At 51.6% G+C, this 19769-nt stretch carries 16 protein-coding genes; 9 read left to right on the plus strand and 7 right to left on the minus strand.

Annotated features, from left to right (window positions below; genetic code table 11):
* The 3 genes from prfA to fni form a co-directional block, all read right to left on the minus strand.
* Positions 1-1068: a peptide chain release factor 1 gene (prfA, locus tag ACQKPA_RS13700; RefSeq protein WP_071218854.1), complete on the minus strand. Its 1068-nt coding sequence runs from the start codon at positions 1066-1068 to the stop codon at positions 1-3.
* A gap of 214 nt (positions 1069-1282) precedes the next feature.
* Complete coding sequence (gene ychF, locus ACQKPA_RS13705) at positions 1283-2383, minus strand: redox-regulated ATPase YchF (protein WP_427493014.1); 1101 nt, start codon at positions 2381-2383, stop codon at positions 1283-1285.
* A gap of 185 nt (positions 2384-2568) precedes the next feature.
* Positions 2569-3684, minus strand: coding sequence for a type 2 isopentenyl-diphosphate Delta-isomerase (gene fni, locus ACQKPA_RS13710; RefSeq protein WP_427493016.1), 1116 nt, complete (start codon positions 3682-3684; stop codon positions 2569-2571).
* A gap of 306 nt (positions 3685-3990) precedes the next feature.
* Between fni and ACQKPA_RS13715 the strand changes: the two genes are divergently transcribed.
* Positions 3991-5544, plus strand: coding sequence for a phospholipase D family protein (locus ACQKPA_RS13715; protein WP_427493018.1), 1554 nt, complete (start codon positions 3991-3993; stop codon positions 5542-5544).
* 73 nt (positions 5545-5617) lie between these two features.
* Here the strand turns inward: ACQKPA_RS13715 and cls are convergent, their stop codons facing one another.
* A complete protein-coding gene (gene cls, locus ACQKPA_RS13720) occupies positions 5618-7120 on the minus strand; it encodes a cardiolipin synthase (protein ID WP_216534420.1) in 1503 nt (500 codons plus the stop codon).
* A gap of 198 nt (positions 7121-7318) precedes the next feature.
* Here cls and ACQKPA_RS13725 point away from each other — a divergent pair, with 198 nt between their 5' ends.
* The 5 genes from ACQKPA_RS13725 (at position 7319) to ACQKPA_RS13745 (ending at position 13014) form a co-directional block, all read left to right on the plus strand.
* Positions 7319-7915 (plus strand): TetR/AcrR family transcriptional regulator, encoded by a 597-nt coding sequence (locus ACQKPA_RS13725; protein ID WP_427493020.1) that lies wholly within the window; start codon positions 7319-7321, stop codon positions 7913-7915.
* A 97-nt stretch (positions 7916-8012) separates the two neighbouring features.
* Complete coding sequence (locus ACQKPA_RS13730) at positions 8013-8354, plus strand: DMT family transporter (RefSeq protein ID WP_427493022.1); 342 nt, start codon at positions 8013-8015, stop codon at positions 8352-8354.
* Positions 8354-8668 (plus strand): DMT family transporter, encoded by a 315-nt coding sequence (locus tag ACQKPA_RS13735; RefSeq protein WP_427493024.1) that lies wholly within the window; start codon positions 8354-8356, stop codon positions 8666-8668. Before ACQKPA_RS13730 ends, ACQKPA_RS13735 begins: the two co-directional genes overlap by 1 nt.
* 151 nt (positions 8669-8819) lie before the next feature.
* Entirely contained in the window at positions 8820-9755 is a 936-nt protein-coding gene (locus ACQKPA_RS13740; protein WP_427493026.1) for a TetR/AcrR family transcriptional regulator, read from the plus strand.
* A gap of 46 nt (positions 9756-9801) precedes the next feature.
* Positions 9802-13014, plus strand: coding sequence for an efflux RND transporter permease subunit (locus tag ACQKPA_RS13745; RefSeq protein ID WP_427493028.1), 3213 nt, complete (start codon positions 9802-9804; stop codon positions 13012-13014).
* Between the two features lie 79 nt (positions 13015-13093).
* Here ACQKPA_RS13745 and ACQKPA_RS13750 read toward each other — a convergent pair whose 3' ends face one another.
* Positions 13094-13771: a TorD/DmsD family molecular chaperone gene (locus ACQKPA_RS13750; protein WP_194539955.1), complete on the minus strand. Its 678-nt coding sequence runs from the start codon at positions 13769-13771 to the stop codon at positions 13094-13096.
* A 341-nt stretch (positions 13772-14112) separates the two neighbouring features.
* Between ACQKPA_RS13750 and moaA the strand changes: the two genes are divergently transcribed.
* Positions 14113-15117, plus strand: coding sequence for a GTP 3',8-cyclase MoaA (moaA, locus tag ACQKPA_RS13755; RefSeq protein WP_216534412.1), 1005 nt, complete (start codon positions 14113-14115; stop codon positions 15115-15117).
* A 147-nt stretch (positions 15118-15264) separates the two neighbouring features.
* On the opposite strand, the gene mobA is transcribed toward moaA, so the two are convergent.
* The gene (mobA, locus tag ACQKPA_RS13760) at positions 15265-15921 is read right to left on the minus strand and encodes a molybdenum cofactor guanylyltransferase (RefSeq protein ID WP_427493031.1); all 657 of its coding nucleotides are present in this window, start codon (positions 15919-15921) and stop codon (positions 15265-15267) included.
* A 146-nt stretch (positions 15922-16067) separates the two neighbouring features.
* On the opposite strand from mobA, the gene ACQKPA_RS13765 reads away from it, so the two are divergent.
* Complete coding sequence (locus ACQKPA_RS13765) at positions 16068-17348, plus strand: MFS transporter (RefSeq protein WP_427493033.1); 1281 nt, start codon at positions 16068-16070, stop codon at positions 17346-17348.
* Between the two features lie 150 nt (positions 17349-17498).
* Here the strand turns inward: ACQKPA_RS13765 and ACQKPA_RS13770 are convergent, their stop codons facing one another.
* Positions 17499-19217 (minus strand): glutamine--tRNA ligase/YqeY domain fusion protein, encoded by a 1719-nt coding sequence (locus ACQKPA_RS13770; protein WP_427493035.1) that lies wholly within the window; start codon positions 19215-19217, stop codon positions 17499-17501.
* Between the two features lie 276 nt (positions 19218-19493).
* Here ACQKPA_RS13770 and ACQKPA_RS13775 point away from each other — a divergent pair, with 276 nt between their 5' ends.
* Positions 19494-19748, plus strand: coding sequence for a DUF2164 domain-containing protein (locus ACQKPA_RS13775; protein WP_071218900.1), 255 nt, complete (start codon positions 19494-19496; stop codon positions 19746-19748).
* Positions 19749-19769: the final 21 nt, after the last annotated feature.

Below are 19769 nucleotides of genomic sequence, written 5' to 3' on the forward strand. Positions count from 1 at the left end.
TTATACTCCTTTTTCCATCGCTTCAGCCTGCTCCGCAAGGGTCAGCGCCGAAACGATCTCTTCAATCTCCCCGTTCATCACTTGATCCAGCTTGTGAACGGTAAGTCCGATCCGATGATCGGTTACACGGCTTTGCGGGAAGTTGTACGTACGGATCCGCTCACTGCGGTCACCAGTACCTACTTTGCTCTTCCGCTCACCGGCATACTTCGCTTCTTCCTCTTGGCGCATCATATCAAAGATACGGGCCCGAAGCACCTGCAGCGCCTTCTCCTTGTTGGAGTTCTGCGATTTGCCGTCCTGGCACGTAGCCACGATCCCCGTCGGGATATGCGTTACGCGTACCGCCGACTTGGTGGTGTTAACGGACTGACCGCCTGCACCACTGGAGCAGAAGGTATCCACGCGGATGTCCTTGTCATGGATCTCGATGTCCACTTCTTCCGCCTCCGGCATGACCGCCACGGTGGAGGTAGAGGTATGGATACGACCGCCGGATTCCGTTGCCGGAATCCGCTGAACACGGTGCGCGCCGCTCTCGAATTTCATTTTGCTATATGCGCCGCGGCCATTAATCATGAAGATGACTTCCTTGAACCCGCCCAGATCGTTCGTGTTGACGTCCATCAGTTCAACCTTCCAGCCTTGAGTATCCGCATAACGGGTATACATCCGGTACAGGTCGGAAGCAAACAGCGCCGCCTCGTCGCCGCCGGCTGCGCCGCGAATCTCGATGATCACGTTCTTGTCATCATTCGGGTCCTTCGGCAGCAGCAAGATCCGAATCTTCTCCGCCAGCTCTTGCTCGCGCTGGGTAAGCTCCTCGATCTCCATTTTCACCATTTCGCGCATTTCGTCATCCAACTTTTCGCCCTGCATGGTTTTGGCAGCTTCGAGCTCTTCAATAACATTTTTATATTCAACATAAGCCTCATAAGCAGGCTGTAAATCGGATTGTTCTTTGGAATAATCCCTGAGCTTCTTGGAGTCATTAGCGACATCGGGATCGCACAACAGCTCACTTAACTTCTCGTAACGGTCCGCAAGGGATTGTAATCGGTCCAACAAAGGAATTCACCTCTCTAAGATATATTCCTGAAGATATGCCTTTTTGCACTCCATTTCGCATCAACAATGAAGTGTAAACGACTTTTTATTTTACCATGAAACGACGCATTTGACTAGCAGGCAGTTGACCGGGCTGAAAGGTTCTCCTCTTCAAAAAAACCACGGTCCCATGCACAAAGTGACATGGAGCCATGGCCTTTGAATCGTTCAATTGCTACACATTGAAACGGAAGTGCATCACATCGCCGTCATTAACAACGTACTCTTTGCCTTCCAGGCGTAGCTGTCCACGTTCTTTCGCGCCGTTCATCGATCCGGCCGCAACGAGGTCATCGTAAGCTACGACCTCCGCACGGATGAAGCCCCGTTCGAAGTCGGTATGGATCACGCCTGCCGCTTGCGGAGCCTTCGTTCCTTTGCGGATCGTCCAGGCACGCACTTCCTGCACGCCTGCCGTAAAGTAGGTGTACAATCCCAGAAGACTGTAAGCAGCCTTGATAAGACGGTTCAAACCGGACTCTTCCAGCCCCAGTTCCTCAAGGAACATCGTTTTGTCCTCGCCCTCAAGCTCGGCAATTTCGGCTTCAACCTTCGCGCTGATCGGAACCACGATCGCGTTCTCCGCAGCCGCGAAGTCACGAACCTGCTGTACATAAGGATTGCTATCGGCTTCCGCAACACCGTCTTCGCTCAGGTTAGCCGCGTACAGCACCGGCTTCAATGTCAGCAGGTGCAAATCGCGAACAATCAGCTTCTCATCATCGCTCAGCTCCACACTGCGTGCCGGTTGATCGTTGTAAAGAGCTTCCTTCAGGCGCTCCAGCAGTTCTACTTCCTGAGCATACTGCTTGTTGCCGCCCTTCATGTTCTTCTTCGCGCGGTCGATCCGCTTCTCCACGCTGTCGAGATCCGCAAGGATCAGCTCCAGATTAATCGTCTGGATGTCGCTGACCGGGTTCACTTTACCGTCAACGTGGGTAATGTTCTCGTCTTCAAAGCAGCGGACAACATGAACGATGGCATCCACTTCACGAATATGGGCAAGAAACTTGTTCCCAAGGCCTTCCCCTTTGCTCGCGCCGCGAACCAAGCCCGCAATGTCCACGAATTCAAAAGCGGTTGGTACCGTTTTGTTCGGTTGAACCAGCTCGGTCAGCTTGTCGAGGCGCTCATCCGGCACTTCCACAACACCGACGTTAGGATCAATCGTACAGAACGGATAGTTGGCCGATTCGGCGCCCGCTTGCGTGATCGCATTAAACAATGTTGATTTGCCGACGTTTGGCAAACCGACGATTCCTGCTTTTAAAGCCATTTATGTGACAACTCCTTATCAGGTTTACTTCTATATTTGTAAGTATTACACAGCTTCGGTTCTTATCGCCGAAGCTACTAGTCGTAAGCTAAACAATCTTATTAATTATAGCAGATACCCGATAGACTTCAACACGAATATACTGCCATCGCTTTAATGTAAATCCCGCCAATCACCCTGGCCATTTAAACGCGAATCAGCCGTTTGGTTGATTTCAGCGCATCGATATTCCCTGCGCCGATTCCGAACATCGCCGTCCGCAGCTCCAACTCCACCTGGGCAAGCCGCTGATCCAGCGCTTCCACCGATTCGACCGCTGATCCCAGGAGTCCACGCCCGAAGCCTGCCAGATCGGCGCCAAGGGTGAGCGCTTTAGCCGCATCGACGCCGCTCTGCAGCCCGCCGCTGCCGATAAGCGCACAGGTTGGCGCGGCTTCTCGAACCTCCACGATGCATTCCGCGGTAGGATTGCCCCACCCGGCGAAAGCCTCAGCCGCAGCGCGGCGAACCGGATCCTGGCTGCGGAATTTTTCAACCTGGCTCCATGAGGTACCGCCCGCACCAGCCACGTCGATGAAGGCCGCCCCTATATTGAGCAGGTTCCGCGCGGTTTCACCATCGATGCCCCATCCGACTTCTTTAATGCCGACCGGTACCGAAAGCGTACGGCACAGATCCTCAATTCGTCCAAGCAAACGGCCAAACCGGGTATTCCCTTCCGGCTGAAACACCTCTTGAAGTCCGTTTAAATGAAGGACCAGCATGTCCGCCCCCGCGATATCCACCGCCCGCTGACAATCGTCAAGGCCAAAGCCATAGTTCAGCTGCACCGCTCCAAGGTTGGCGATAACCGGAACGCTCGGCGCACTCTCCCGGACACGGAACGTGGGAGCAAGCTCTTCCTTCTCCACCGCGGCGCGCACCGAGCCTACCCCAAGTGCCCAGCCGCGCCGTTCCGCTGCTTCAGCCAGACGTCTATTGATCTCTCCGGTGGCTTTGCTTCCCCCAGTCATGGAGCTGATCAGAAATGGGGTTCGTACGGAAAAATTAAGAAATGCAGTGTCCAGCTTAATATCGCCAAAGTCGATTTCCGGCAGTGCGGAGTGACGGAAGCGGTAACGTTCAAAACCTGTGGTTACTCCCTCGGAGCCAACTTCTTCATTCAGGCATAAGCGTACATGCTCTATTTTCCGCTCGCCCGTAGGCACTTCCGGCATCAGCCTGCCCTCGGGGCTTTCCAAACCTCTGCCTGAAATGGTTTCAGCTGGTTTACCCGCGGTCTCTTTATGTTCTGAATTCATCCCGTACCTCCTTATCCACTTCGCTCATCCTTTAGATAAGCCGTATATAAGCATATCATTGGCATCAGGTTATTCCGCCGCATGACATGCACATCATCCATTAGCAAAAATATAACCGACTCGGTCTTGACCCATTCTACCGCATGTTTTGAAAAAACAAACCCGAATATCATTCTACCCCGGCTTCCTAGGGTCAACTCCGTCTCCATATCTCACACTTGCTGAATTGCAGAAACGAAGAGTGCGTCAGAACGGGACTTTCATGTTAATTAACGGTATACGACAGCGATAGGAGGATGGGCTATCTTGGGTTTCCGCCATTTCATTCATAACCGCAATTCAGAAAATCTGCCTACAACCGACGCAGGCAATCCAGGGACGCAGCTCATACCAGGGAAACCGAATACCAAAAGCTCCCGAACGCGAACAACGATTTTCATCTGCCTTGTCCTACTTATACTATGGCTCATCGGCGTGATGATCTATCAGACTCATAAGCCACTACCGAAGGGGATCTCCTATGAAAGCCCGCTGTACCAGAGCGACGTTAAAATGTGGACCGACCTGACGTACCCCGGACCGGACGGTCAACCGGTACATGATCGCGAAATCGGACCCCGCATCGGTCAAATTATCGACGAATCCCGAAAATTCCTGGTTATCGATATGTTTCTGTTCAACGGCTACACCCATAAAGGTCAGGAATTCCCCGAAGTCAGCGAAGAGCTTGCCCATCGCCTTGTTACCCATAAGAAGAAATATCCCGACATGGATATCTTCTTTATTTCCGATGAAGTGAATACCGGGTATGGCTCCTATTCGCTGCCGGAATTCGAGGCCATGAAGGCTGCTGGCATTCATGTAATCATGACCGATGTCGACCGGCTGCGAGACTCTACGCCCGCCTATTCTGCCGTATGGCGCACATTCTTCCAGTGGTTTGGCCAGTCGGGCCAGGGGACACTTCCCAATCTGATGGCAAGCGAAGCACCCGATATTACGGTGCGCTCCTATCTGAAGCTGCTGAACGTGAAGGCCAATCACCGTAAAGTTGTCATCAGCGAGAACACCGCGCTGGTCACATCAGCCAACATCCATGACGCCAGCGCGTTCCACTCGAACATCGCCTTCGAAACGAGCGGGGACATCATCGGGGATATGCTTGCAGCCGAGCAAGCCGCCGTTAACCTTACAAGCCCGATCAAACTGCCGGAGTATGAGCCGGGCTCTAAGCCAACCATGCAGCCTTCAGGTCAAGCTAACGATGTCGATGTTCGTTATTTAACGGAAGGGAAAATTTATAAATATGTTCTGGAGGCCATTGAGCAATCACAGCCTGGGGACACGCTCTGGATGGGAATGTTCTATCTGGCCGACAGCAAAGTCATGGACCAGCTTCTAAAAGCCTCGGACCGCGGCGTTGATATACGCATCATCCTGGATCCGAACCAGAACGCCTTCGGCCGGGGTAAGATCGGCATCCCCAACCGTCCGGCTGCTGCTGAGCTCATCAAGAAATCCAAGGGGGATATCTCCATTCGCTGGTACAACACCGGTACGGAGCAGTATCATACCAAGCTCATGTACATTGCCAAACCGACAGGCAAGTCCGTGATTACCGGCGGGTCAACCAATTTCACCAAGCGGAATCTGGCTGATCTCAATTTGGAAAACAACTTGTGGATAGCCGCACCTAAGGATCATCCGCTTACCCGGGACCTGGACCGATACTTTCATCGGATATGGTTCAACGAAGGTGCAGCCTTTAGTCTCGAAGCCGAGGCTTACCAAGGAGAAACGACATGGATGAAGGATATCCTGTTTAAACTGCAAAAATGGCTGGGTTTCACAACCTTTTAACAATTCCTTCAATAGTATGTATGTACGCGCATGAAGGGCCGGTCTAGGCCTGAATGGCCAACCTCCGCTTGGCCTATAGCAGAGGTGACATCAGTCGGGCGGCCGACTCCAGCAGCCGGGTCATGATTCTCTTTTTACGGGTATGATTGCGATCGTACAGGAGGGCGGATTCCAGGTCCTGCTCGAAATCGGATACCAGCCTGCCCACACTTTCCGTATGAACGAGTAAAGCATTAACCTCAAAATTAAGGTGGAAGCTCCGCATGTCCATGTTAGCCGTGCCAATGGTTGCAACCTCGCCGTCAACGATCAGCAGCTTCGAATGCATGAACCCTTTTTCATATTCATATACCCTTACCCCGGCGTCCAGCAGATCCGGAAAATAGGAATGGGAAGCCAGGAAGGGCAGCCATTTGTCCGGCTTCGACGGAAACAGAATCCGTACATCAAGACCGGACAGGGCAGCAACTCTGAGCGCGGTGAATATGTCTTCATCCGGTATAAAATACGGCGTAGCCAGCCAGACCGACTTGCGAGCCGACACAATCATGGAGAAGAAAATGTTCTTCAGGGCTCTTCGCTCATTGTCCGGTCCGCTTGCGATTATCTGAACGGCACCGGCACGACTCTCCAGTAAATCCGGTGAATAATAGATCGGCTCACTTGGCTGCTCTCCCGTCATGTACTGCCAATCCTGCAGAAAGACAACCTGGAGCGTTCTGACAGCCTCTCCTCGAACAAGCATATGGGTATCACGCCAGAAACCGAATGCCTTGCTGCGGCTTAAATACTCATCCCCTACATTCAATCCGCCTACGAATCCGACACTCCCGTCAATCACAACGATTTTGCGATGATTGCGGTAATTTACACGGCTCGTGAAGAAAATCGTCTTTGGACTGCCGAATACGGCGACCTGTACACCTGCATCCCTCATCTCCTGCAAAAAGGAAGGCGGCAGCTGCAAGCTGCCAACGGCGTCCACCATAAACCGCACGGCAACCCCCTCTCTCGCCTTCCGAATTAATATTTCCTGGATCTGCGTTCCGATCGCATCCGGACGGTAAATGTAATATTCCATATGAATGTGATGCGCCGCTTGTTCCAGCTCCGCAATCAAGGCTGCAAATGTCTCTTCCCCGTCGGTCAGCACCTTGGTATCGCTTGAGAAGGAAATCGGCGTGCGTGCCAGGCGGGTAGACAGCTGAAGGAGCTGCTGCACTTCGGGCTTAAAGCAGGAGATGTCCGGGGTGTTCTTGCGGAGCACTTCGCTGGTGTATACCAGAACGTCCTTACGTGCCTTTTTGTCGTATTTTCTTCGCTTGAAATAGTTCTGTCCAAACAAAAAATAAAACACAAGCCCCACGATCGGGACTAACGCCAAGAGCAGAATCCAGGCCATCGTGCTGGTGGGATGACGGTTCTCCATAAAAATCATGAAACCGATGGATACTACGGTTAGCGTGGAGAATATCCCGATAATGGTCCCGGTCGTCTTCCCGAAATAATCCAGGCCGAAATAATAAAACGCGAACAAAAGCGCGGTAATCAATACAGCCTGTATTCCCTTTCTCATATCGTATACCCCTTGTTATCGTTAATGTCTCTATGTATGTACGATGCTGGTCACACCATATTCTACATGATCTCCCTCAGGAACTAAAGACTGTTCTCCGCGAGCTGACAAGGAGCCGATGCCCCAAAATAAAATATTGACAATGGAAACGCCATTTGTTAAAAACATAACTAACGATCGTTAGTTAGGGGGAATGTTATGAGTGCCGCCGATATTAAGCAAGCCGCCCTTGCCCACTTTGCCAAAAACGGTTACGAAGGGGCATCGCTGAAACATATTGCTGACGACTGCGGGATCAAAAAACCGTCGATATACGCCCATTTTTCAAGCAAGAACGACTTGTTTCTGCAGGTGCTTCAGGACGTATTCCAGCGCCAAGAGCAATCGATGGTGGACTATTTCCTCGATCACGCGGATTGGTCGCTGGAGCAGCAGTTGCATGGATTTCTTGAAAGCCGCCTCCAAGCTTATCGCCTGGATGATGAAGTACGGTTCTTCTTGCGAATGGCCTTCTTCCCGCCAAGCGCGCTGTATGACGAAGTGATGGGGTTGGTATATCCATTGCTGGACCAGCAGGAGGAGAACCTGTCCAAACTGCTTGCCGCTGGCTGCCCGGTACACGGACGCATCATTCGTTATCCGCGTAATGCCGCGATTGCCTATATGACCTTGCTGGACGGAATTCATCTGGAAACCGTGTACGGCGGAGAGGAACGGGCTTTAAGGCGGCTTGTGGCCTCATGGCCTGTGTATTGGTTAGGTGTAACGAAACCAGGATTTAACCAGAAGAGTTAAAGTTTCCTGTTCTACGCATGATAAAGAGGCTTAAGAAGAATAGGAATCGGTAACCGTTAAGGGTTACTGTTGTTTTCATAAAAGGAGTGACATCATAATGAATCGCAACTGGATTTATGTGCTGCTTGGCGGATTGGTTGAAATCATATGGGTTATGGGTTTGAAGCATTCCTCCAACATCTGGGAGTGGCTTGGAACCGTAGCCGCCATTGCAGTCAGCTTCTATCTTATTATCGCGGCAGCCAAACGGCTGCCGGTCGGAACGGTATATGCCGTATTCACGGGAATCGGCACAGCCGGAACGGTCGCTTCAGAAATGCTGTTCTTCGGAGAACCGTTTAAACTGCTCAAGGTGCTTCTGATCTGCGTGCTGCTGGCAGGTGTGATCGGCCTGAAGCTGGTTACGGCTGATCATGCGGAACCGGAGGTGAGTAAGTAATGGCTTGGATTGCTCTTGTATTTGCCGGATTATTCGAAATCGGCGGCGTCATCGGCATCAAAGGCGTGTCGGAGCGCAAGGGATGGCAATATGTACTGATTTTGACCTTATCTTTTGCCGCCAGCTTCACCCTCCTCTCCTACGCCATGACCGTACTGCCTATGGGGACCGCTTACGCAATTTGGACGGGAATCGGGACGGTGGGCGGCGCCATCACAGGGATGCTCCTGTTCGGTGAACCGAAGGAATGGCGGCGGGTTCTGTTTATAGCCATGATCCTGTGCTCGGCCGTCGGCCTGAAATTGATCAGTTAATTACTTTTGTAAAATTTCATAAGTTTTCAGAACCTAACGTAAAGGACGACCGTAGTAAAGTTGAAACGGTCGTTCTTTTTCATATATAATAATTATTGACCTCATGGTCAATCCAAGAACCGAAAAGTTCTCAAGCGAGGTGAGCTATTGATTGGCTGATAAAACGGCAGAAAAACGACAGCAAATTCTCATCACTGCGATGCAGCTGTTTTCCGCGAAGGGCTCTTCGGTTACCTCCATGCAGGAAATCGCCGAAGTATGCGGGATGTCGAAAGGCAGCCTCTATCTTCATTTCAAGTCCAAAGAGGAACTGGAAAAGAGCATTTACGAGCATATCGCAAGCCGGATTAAAGATGAGATTCTCCGGGTCGACCACGATCCGCTTCTCGCGCCCAAGGAGCAGCTGCGCAAGCAGACGGAAGTGCTTCTGATCCATTTTCTGGAGATCCGGGAATTTCTCCTGAAGCAGTTCCATGATCAGATGCCGGGGAAACCGCCCTTTGACAAGGAAAACATGCGGCAGGAAATGCTGGCTGCATTGCAGTGGTTTAACAATAAGCTGAAATCCATTTATGGGCCCGAAGTAGAGCCATACACATTGGAAATCGGCATGTTTATGGGCAGTATGCTGGGTTCGTATATCCGCTTCCTGTTCATGCCCGGGTTCCATTTGAATGTGGGAATCACCGCTGATCACCAGATTCAGCTGCTCGATGATATTGTGGAAAGTATTCTGCGCAGACGGCCCGAGCCCCTGATCCCGATGGAGGCGGTGGGGCAATTGGGCCAATTATGCCAAACCGACATTCGTACAACTCGTCACCCGCTCATCGTCATTAAGGCGATGAAGAATGAACTAAAGAAGATTCAGGTAGAGACGGATGTCCGGGAAGATGCAATGGAGTCCCTCCATATTATGGAGAAGGAACTGCTTGCCCTCCAGCCCAGCCGGGCCGTTCTGAAAGGAATGCTTGCTAACTTGGAGGAGATCGAGGAACTTGAAGCCTTGTTTACGGAGCTGAAGGGCACCATTGTTACCGTGCTCGAAAGCTATCTGACACCCGGTGGAATGATGCAGGGAAATTAGTACAAGTTAGAGACATAGAGTTTTGGAGAGGAGAGAGAATCGCCTAATGAAAGGAATTATCAATTTCTCGCTGCGCAACAAGTTTGCGATCTGGCTGCTGACCATCATCGTCAGCTTCGGTGGGTTATACAGCGGACTGACGATGAAGCAGGAAACCATTCCGGATATTAATGTCCCATTCTTAAGTGTCACCGCGATCTATCCGGGCGCAGCCCCTGAAGGGGTTGTGGAGGATGTCACCAAACCGCTTGAGACGAGACTTCGCAATATTGACGGCGTCAAAACCGTAACCTCCACCTCCATGGAGAATGCAGCCAATGTCATGGTTGAGTTTGATTATGGTAGTGATCTGGACAACGCTACAGCTGCTGTTCGTGAAGCCATTAACGAGGTAAAGCTGCCTGATGACGCTCAGAAACCTACCATATCCAAATTCAGCATGAGTTCCATGCCGGTTGTCTCCCTAAGTATTGCGAACAAAGACAACATGGCATTGGATGAATTGACACGCATCACAGAGAATGACATCGTTCCGGAGCTGGAGGATTTGGACGGCGTTGCTTCCATCCAGGTAGCCGGACAATTCGTGAACGAGGTACAGCTTAAGTTTAATCAGGACAAACTGAACGAGCTTGGCTTGACGGAGGATACCGTCAAAGGTATCGTGCAGGGTTCCGCGCTGTACGTTCCGCTCGGCATGTTCGAAATGGACAAATCCCAGAAGGCCGTTGCTATCGATGGCGGCATTATCGGCATTGACGACCTGAAAAATATCGCTATTCCGGTTATTCCGGGCGGCGGTGCAGATGCAGCTGCCGGGGCCGGCGCTCCGAATGCCGGGGCAGGTCAACAACCATCGCAGCAGCCTTCCGGTGACGCAGCTGGGACCGGCCAACAAGGCGCTCCTGGAGCCGGTGCTGCTGCAGGCGGACCAAACGGTGCGCCTGCCGTTCCAACCGGCATTCCAACCGTAAAACTCAGCGAGATTGCCAAAATTGAAGTTATTGGAACCTCGGAATCCATCTCCCGCACCAACGGGAAGGAATCGATCGGTATCCAAATCGTGAAAGCCAACGACGCCAATACGGTTGACGTTGTCAATCAGGTGAAAGACAAGGCAGAAGAATTGAGAGGCCTCTATCCTGGCATGGATCTGACGATCATGCTGGACCAAGGCAAGCCGATTGAAGACTCTGTTCATACGATGCTTTCCAAGGCATTATTCGGCGCATTGTTCGCCGTTCTGATCATAATGGTCTTCCTGCGCAACATCCGTTCGACGATTATATCGATTATTTCGATTCCATTGTCCTTGCTGATTGCTGTGCTCTGTCTGAGACAAATGGATATCACCCTGAATATGATGTCACTCGGTGCCATGACCGTTGCCATCGGCCGGGTTGTCGATGACTCGATCGTCGTTATCGAGAATATCTACCGGCGCATGTCCCTCTCGACCGAGAAATTAACGGGCCGTGAGCTCATCAGCGCCGCTACACGTGAAATGTTTGTGCCGATCATGTCCTCCACTATCGTAACCATCGCGGTATTCCTGCCGCTTACCCTGGTCAGCGGTATGGTCGGAGAGCTGTTCATGCCTTTTGCATTGACGATGGTCTTCGCACTGCTCGCTTCTCTGGTCGTGGCGATTACGCTCGTGCCCGCTATGGCGCACAGCCTGTTCCGCAAAGGCTTGAAGAACAAACATGATCATGCGGAGAAACCGGGCGCAATGGCCCGCGGGTATCGTTCCATTCTGAAATGGACGCTGAATCACAAAGCCATTACATTCCTGGCAGCCATCGCGTTATTGGCAGGAAGCTTGTTCCTGACGAAGTACCTTGGCGTTAGCTTCATTCCGGAACAGGAAGACAAATATGCCATGGTGACTTATTCTCCTGAGCCTGGCGTGATGCTGGAGGATGTGGAGGAACGCGCATTAAAAGCGGAGAAATTGATTCTGGATCAACCTGGAGTCGAAACGATGCAGTACTCCATCGGCGGAAGCAATCCGCTTGGTATGGGATCAGCGAATTCCGGATTGTTCTATATTATGTATGACCCGGACACGAAAAACTTCGAAGATGTCAAAAAAGCGCTTGTCGAGGATCTTGCCAAGGAAGTACCGGACGGTACCTGGTCCAATATGGACATGGCAGCCGGCGGCTTTGGCGGCAGCCAGTTAACGGTTAACGTCTTTGGCGATTCTCTGGAGCAGATCAAGCCGGTGGCTGATCAAATTGCAGAGCTTGCCAACAAGGATACAGCCACCTTCGAGAATGCAGAAACCAGCTTATCCGAAGCGTTCGAGCAGTATACGCTGGTTGCTGACCAAGAGAAGCTGAGCTCCCTTGGCCTGACCGCAGGACAATTGGCAATGAAGCTGTCTCCCGTACGGGAACGTCCGGTCTTGACCGAAGTCAAAATTGAGGACAAGACTTACAATGTTTACATTGAGACGGACAGCAAAACCTATAAGAGCATCAAAGAAATTGAGAACGAAACCGTCACCTCTCCACTCGGTATCGAAGTGCCGATCAAGGATGTCGCCAAGGTGGAAAAAGGAACGACTCCTGACTCCATTATGCGCATCGACGGGAAAATGGTTGTGACCGTCACAGCCGATATCCTGTCCAGCGATGTTGGGTCGGCCTCCACCAACCTGGAGACTGAAGTGAACAAGCTTGAGCTTCCAGACGGCGTATCCGTCCAGTTCGGAGGCGTTACCGAGCAAATCAACGAAACCTTCGGACAGCTTGGACTCGCCATGCTGGCAGCCATCGCGATTGTATACTTTGTGCTTGTGGTTACATTCGGTGGCGGTCTCGCACCGTTCGCCATCCTGTTCTCGCTGCCGTTCATTGTCATCGGAGCCATTATCGGCTTGCTTGTTACAGGCGAGACATTGAACGTGTCTGCACTCATGGGCGTACTCATGCTGATCGGTATCGTCGTGACCAATGCGATTGTATTGATCGACCGCGTGATCCATATGGAACGCGAAGGCATGAGTACCCGCGAAGCCCTGCTTGAAGCCGGCGCTACCCGTCTTCGTCCAATTCTAATGACGGCACTCGCAACGATCGGCGCTCTCCTGCCACTCGTATTCGGTTGGGAGAACAGCGCAGGCATCATTTCGAAAGGACTCGGCATCACGGTTATCGGCGGTCTGATCAGCTCGACGCTGCTCACACTCGTGGTGGTACCTATCGTGTACGAGTTCCTGATGAAGTTCAGCAAGAAAAGAATCGAAGATTAATTAGAACATCAAAGCCCCGGCTTCCTACATTAGGAGGCTGGGGCTTTTTTTTGGATGACTATGATATTGTCCTGACTCGCTAATGTACCAGCACAGCTTCCCTGGAATGCTTCCACGTCTTCAGCATGTTCAGATCCTGTGCGAGGAACTCCTCGAGCAGACTGAATACCGACTGATAAAGCGGGCTTTCCGTGGAGCCCTTTAGATCCTTGCAGAGGGATGGCACCCATGACAACAGATGCTCCTCCAGAAACTTCTCTTGAACCTCCATCAATTGCAGCATGCTATGTTCACAATACGTATTGTTCAGCATACGGTCATGAAGCAGTGTCATAAATTCCAGTTCAATGGCTATATGATCGTCCGCTTCCCCGTGCAGTTTATTAAAGGCAACACCGACGGATGCATAACAATCGGCTAAATCCTGAGCGCATCCATCCTTCGTGTAATGAGACTTTGCCGCTTGACGCTGTTTGGACTGCTGAAGCAATCGGCGGTATTCCGCCCCTTCGTATTCGCAAATCCGAACCAATTCCTCAGGTGAGCGTCCACATAAATAGGTCATCAGGTCCGTACCGGCCTTCGAACACTCCGCAGCCTTGCTAATTCCGCTTCCGCGGCTCCATTCCGCAATCATAGACAAGCTGGGCCAATTGCCCAAAAAATCGATGAGCAGCTCGTAGACCGTACCCCGGTTTTCAAGCCATCTGTGACAGACGTCAGGCACCTCCAAAGTTTGAACAGGTGATATCGCCATATCGAACCTCCTATTGGTAACCTTTCTTGTTGGATGTGATATCCTTGACAGTATATCTTAGATGAACGTCTAATGAAAGCAGTTTGAAATGATTTCCGAAAATTTCGGAAAAATCAGGAAACTTTCGGAAATCTAGAATGTCACTACTCGCTTTCAAGGGGAGAAAGCTTTTGTCCACAGCTTCAATATACTGGATCCCGAAAGCGTTTTCTGTGATTCTTCTCACAAAAGAATGGCCGTTTTGCCGCAGCTTGTCCTGCCGGCATGACTCAAACGGTGCATTGACTCCCGTTCAGGGAATGGCTACAATGTGACCATGCATGCTATAAAGGGGGATTTCCATGATCGAACCGCTTAAAGATTCTTTCGGTCGGGTCCATGATTATATTCGTATCTCAGTGACGGATCGATGCAATCTTCGTTGTGTCTATTGTATGCCGGAAGAAGGGATGGAATTCCAACCACCCGATCAGATTATGAGTTATGAAGAGATCGCAGCGATCATGCGCGTCCTTGCCCCCATGGGCGTCTCCAAAGTACGCCTTACCGGCGGCGAGCCGCTGGTACGCAAGGATCTGGAATCCTTGGTCCATATGATTGCTTCCATTGAAGGAATTCAAGATATATCCCTGACTACCAACGGGATCATGCTCCCCTCCAAAGCTCGCCTGCTTAAGGAAGCCGGACTTACCCGAATCAACATCAGTCTGGATTCGCTTCATGAGGATCGCTACGCGCGCATTACGCGCGGCGGTCAAGTGCGTAAAGTGCTGGAAGGCATTGAAGCCGCTTATGAAGCTGGCCTGGATCCCATCAAACTGAACATGGTGCTAATGAAGGGCTTCAACGAAGACGAAATTCGCGACTTTATCGCGCTGACGCTCGATCGTCCCCTACATGTCCGCTTTATTGAATACATGCCGATCGGGCAAGCGTCCGATGCCTGGCGAGATTCGTATCTGCCGCTCAGCCGGGTATCCGAAGTGTGCCAGGAGGCGGGTTGGACTATTCAGGAAGAGCAGGGGCCATCCGGCAACGGACCTTCACGAAATATGAAGGTGGTTGGAGCTACAGGAACCTTCGGTCTGATCCATCCGGTCAGCGATCATTTCTGCGATTCCTGCAACCGCCTCAGGCTGACGGCTGACGGCCACATCAAGGCTTGCCTGTACTGGTCCGACGAATTTAACGTGCGCCGCGTCGTCGATGATCCTTCCGCGGTGGCAAACCTGTTCCGCAAAGCGCTGGGTTCCAAACCGTTGAATCATGAAATGGCGCTCGCGCTCGAGAAAAAAATGCAAAGCCATACCCCCACCGTCCGGCGTATGTCACAGATCGGCGGATAAACCGTCGGCTGTGCGTATAATAGCCGAAGGCAGTCATATGGTTGATATTAAAATCCCCGCCAAGCATTTAGCTGGCGGGGTTATTTTTTTATGATGAATACCGTTTCGTCGTGCTTTTGTACACCTTTATTCAGCTATAGAAATCTACTATCTATCCTCAGGCAAGTCCGCATTCATCAGGCCGGCTGCTGCCTCGTATTCCCCAGGCGTGTTCATATTAAATAAAATTTTGCGCGGATCAAGACCCGTAATTGCCTCTAATTGCTCCTCGTGCACGAAGACGGCATTCAGCTCCTGCACCCACTCCACCATGCGAAGTTGTCCCTTGTTCAGCCTGCGTTCAAGGCCTTCTACGATTTCTTTGCGATATGCCGCCAGCAGCGGATGCACCCTGCCTTCTACAACAGGAATTACAGCATCGGCTGTGAGCTGCTGATTCGCCAGATTCAGCAATCCCCGAAGGAAACGCTCATGGATATGGGGCATGTCGCACGCAGCGACCATATTCCATGTGCTTTGGGATGACTTGAGCGCTGCATGAAGACCCGCCATCGGGCCTTGCCCGACATAAAGGTCGGGAACGCATTCCAATCCGAGAAATTGATAAGACTCGGGGGTATTGGTGGATAGGATGACGCGGCCGCTAACCCCGTCAAGCGCCTGGACCGTTCGCTCGATCAAACTCATTCCCTGCATGGGCAGAAGCGCCTTGTTTCTTCTCATTCTCCGGGAGGCCCCGCCTGCAAGTACGATACCCGTCACCTGATCCGGCGAAAAGCCGACATCTATGGGTTGACCGCTCATATGTTCTACCCCCCTTTCTTACACGTTGTAAAAAAACTTGATTCAGTTTATAGGTTAATAAGCAGAATAATGGAAAATCATTTAAAAGATGGTTTGTATCCCTTTTCAATGCGTGATACATTGAAAGGGAAAGCGGCTTTTTTTCGATGCCGCGATTGTGGATTGTATTCGGTTTGAAAGGAATGACCTACTTGCGGAATATGGACAACGCCCAACCTTCGCTGATATCGCTCAAGCTGTTCAACTTCTTCATTTACGGAACCATGGTCATCTTCACCGGTTTCTTCCAGTTATATTTGCAAGACATCGGCATGAGCAAAATTGAAATCGGCAGCCTGATGGCGATCGCGCCATTTGTGTCCATCTTCGCCAATCCGTTCTGGGGATTCTGGGGTGATCGGGCGGCAAACATCAAGCGGGTGCTGCTGATCATGATGACCGGTACGCTGCTGCTGGTTCAACTTGTATTTCAGGCGAACACCTATGCAATGATATACATGACAATGATTTTCTTTTATTTCTTCCAGACTCCGATGTTCTCGCAGACAAATTCGCTGATTCTAACCTATATTGAGGGGACGCAGCAAAAGTTCGGCTCGTTCCGGCTATGGGGCTCGCTCGGATGGGCGCTGACGGCTATCGCTGCTGGGCCTGTCATCGACCGGCTCGGGTCGGGGCGCATCGCCATCGTGTTCTCGATTATGCTGCTGGTGGCGGCCGTGTTCATGTTTACGCTGCCCTCCATCCAGAAGACGACAGCATCGGCATCGGTCAGCCTTAGAGGACTCAGCAGGCTGTTCCTGAACTCCTATTTTGTCTGTTTTATCCTGTTAGGCATTATGGTATCCATTCCGAACACAGCCAATAACACTTTTATGTCCCTATACATCCTGGAGCTTGGCGGTACCAAGCAGATGGTGGGCCTTGCGATTTTCTTCTCGTCGATATTTGAAGTGGTGATCTTCATTCTGTTTGACCGCTTCCTGAAACGGAAAATCAATGTCCTGGTCGGCTGCTTGACGATTGTCAGCCTGCTCTTCGCCCTCCGCTGGCTGCTGATGGCGGAAGCCAACAGCGCGCTGGAGGTAGCCTTCATCCAGCTCCTGCACTGCGTAACCTTCGGCGGCTATTTCTATGTCGGCGTGCAGCTGACGATGCTGTTTGTGCCGACGCCGTATCGCGCTTCCGGACAAGCGATCTATACCTTAAGCTGGAGCGGCATATCCGGCGTCATCGGCGGTCTCGCCGGCGGCTGGATGTTCCAGAACTTCGGGGCGCAGATCATGTACCGGACCGGCACGATGCTTGCCATTGTGGGTGCCATCGGCTTTGGCTGGATGTGGTACAACCTTCGCAAGCACGGATATCAGCCGCTGCATCCGGACGATCCCGATAGCGACGAGATGGAGGAGTACGCTGTGAGTTAGATCGTGGTCTGTACGCAAGCCATTCAACAAGATGGTATCACCGTAAATATAACAAGACTCGAATGAATCCTGTAACGGGAATCTTCGAGTCTTATTTGCGTTATAGAGCATAGGAGACGTCTTCTACGCCGCCTATGCCGTTATCTTGATTTAGTTCTTCGGAAGCTGGAACGAGCTCTTCAGGGAGACCACGCGATTAAATACCGGACGTCCTGGCTGCGAATACTTCGAGTCGACGTTGAAATATCCGTGGCGGAAGAACTGGAACTTGTCCTGTGGCGCAGCATCCTTCATATTCGGTTCCACGAATCCCTGCACGATTTGCAGCGAGTTCGGGTTGATGTCGTCCAGGAAGGACTTCTCGGCACTTGCTTCTTCCGCTTCGCCTGCAACCTCCTGCATCAATTCGGCTTCTTCCTCTTCGTCCTTGAACAGCGGTTCGAACAGGCGGAATTCGGCAGGTACGGCCTGCGTGGCTTCCACCCAGTGAATCGTTCCTTTCACCTTGCGTCCGGTAAAGCCGCTGCCGCTCTTCGTCTCCGGATCATACGTGCAGTGGATCTCGACGACCTTGCCGTTCTCGTCTTTGATCACGTCATTGCACTTGATGAAATACGCATGTTTCAAACGGACCTCGTTGCCGGGGAACAAGCGGAAATATTTGCTCGGAGGATCTTCCATGAAATCCTCCTGCTCAATATAAATCTCGCGCGAGAACGGAATCTGCCGAATCCCCATCTCCGGATTCTCTGTGTTGTTCTCGGCATCCAGCCATTCGATCTGACCTTCAGGGTAATTCGTAATGACCACCTTCAGCGGGTCCAGCACAGCCATCGTACGCGGCGCCTTCAGCTTCAGGTCCTCACGGATAAAGTGTTCCATCACTTGGCGGTCCACCGTGCCGTACGCCTTCGAAATTCCCGTCTCAAACACGAAGTTTCGAATGGCTTCAGGCGTATACCCCAAGCGCCGAAGTCCGGAGATCGTCGGCATGCGCGGATCATCCCAGCCGTCCACCACATTCTCGTCGACGAGCTGCTTCAGTTTGCGCTTGCTCGTAACCGTCTGCGCCACGTTCAGACGACCGAATTCGTACTGATGCGGCGTGCTGTCCATCTCGCATTCCGTCACAACCCAGTCATAGAACGGACGCTGATCCTCAAACTCCAGGGAGCACAGGGAATGCGTAACCCCTTCAATGGCATCTTCCAGCGGATGAGCAAATGCGTACATCGGATAAATGCACCACTTGTCGCCTGTATTGTGATGATGCGCGTGAGAGATCCGGTAGATAACCGGATCCCGCAGATTAATATTCGGCGAAGCCATGTCGATCTTGGCGCGCAGCACGCGCTCGCCGTTGGCGAATTCCCCTTTGCGCATCCGCTCGAACAGATCCAGATTCTCTTCCACGCTGCGATCCCGGTATGGACTATTATGCCCGGGCTCGGTCAGGGTTCCGCGCGTTTCGCGGATTTGGTCAGCGGATTGGTCATCCACATAAGCTTTCCCTTTCTTAATCAGCAGCACGGCACGATTGTACATCTCTTCAAAATAATCGGACGCGTACCGCAGCTCTTCCCAATCGAATCCGAGCCACTTCACATCCTCCTTAATGGAGTTAACATACTCAATGTCTTCCTTCACCGGGTTCGTATCATCGAACCGCAAATGCGTCCGTCCGCCGAATTCATCGGCCAGTGTGAAATTGATCCATATGGCCTTGGCATGTCCAATATGCAAGTAGCCGTTCGGCTCCGGCGGAAAGCGGGTAACGATTTCCTTGACTTTACCGGACTTCAGGTCTTCGGTAATAACATTTTTTATGAAATTGGAGGGGGTGCCCCGATGGTTCTCCACGTTGATCAACCTTTCGTCCTGTAATTTCTGTCTATCTCCTGTATAAACGTGTTTCCCTTAAATATACCTGTAATGCCGCGATTGTTCAAGGAATTCGGCACCTCCGTGCCGCAAGTTGCCAGCTTGCGATGAGGATTCCGGCAAGCAGTCTGCTCCCAGCATCTAACCTGCGCACAGAGGATTCTCCCACAGCCGAAAATGCCGGCGAAAATCGTTTTGACGGGGGCTGGTCAATAGGGTAGCATGGAGAGAAAAACAGCTATGAAGGAGGCCTGCAATCATCTTATGAAACCTACCAAATTCCCTAAAGAACAACGCGAGCAGCTGATTGGACTGGTTCAGGAATACTTTGAGACCGAGCGCGGCGAAACCCTCGGCCATCTAGCCGCAGAGGGTGTTCTTGATTTTTTCACGGAGACCCTAGGGCCTCATCTATACAATCAAGCGCTCAGCGACTGCAGAACGGTTGTCAGTCAGCGTATGATTTCCCTTGAAGAAGATATTTACGCATTGGAGCAAAAAGTGAAGCGGACTCGTTAAAGTTACATACACTTCACGAGA

The organism is Paenibacillus sp. NPDC093718, assembly GCF_050279985.1.
Taxonomy (GTDB): domain Bacteria; phylum Bacillota; class Bacilli; order Paenibacillales; family Paenibacillaceae; genus Paenibacillus_AQ.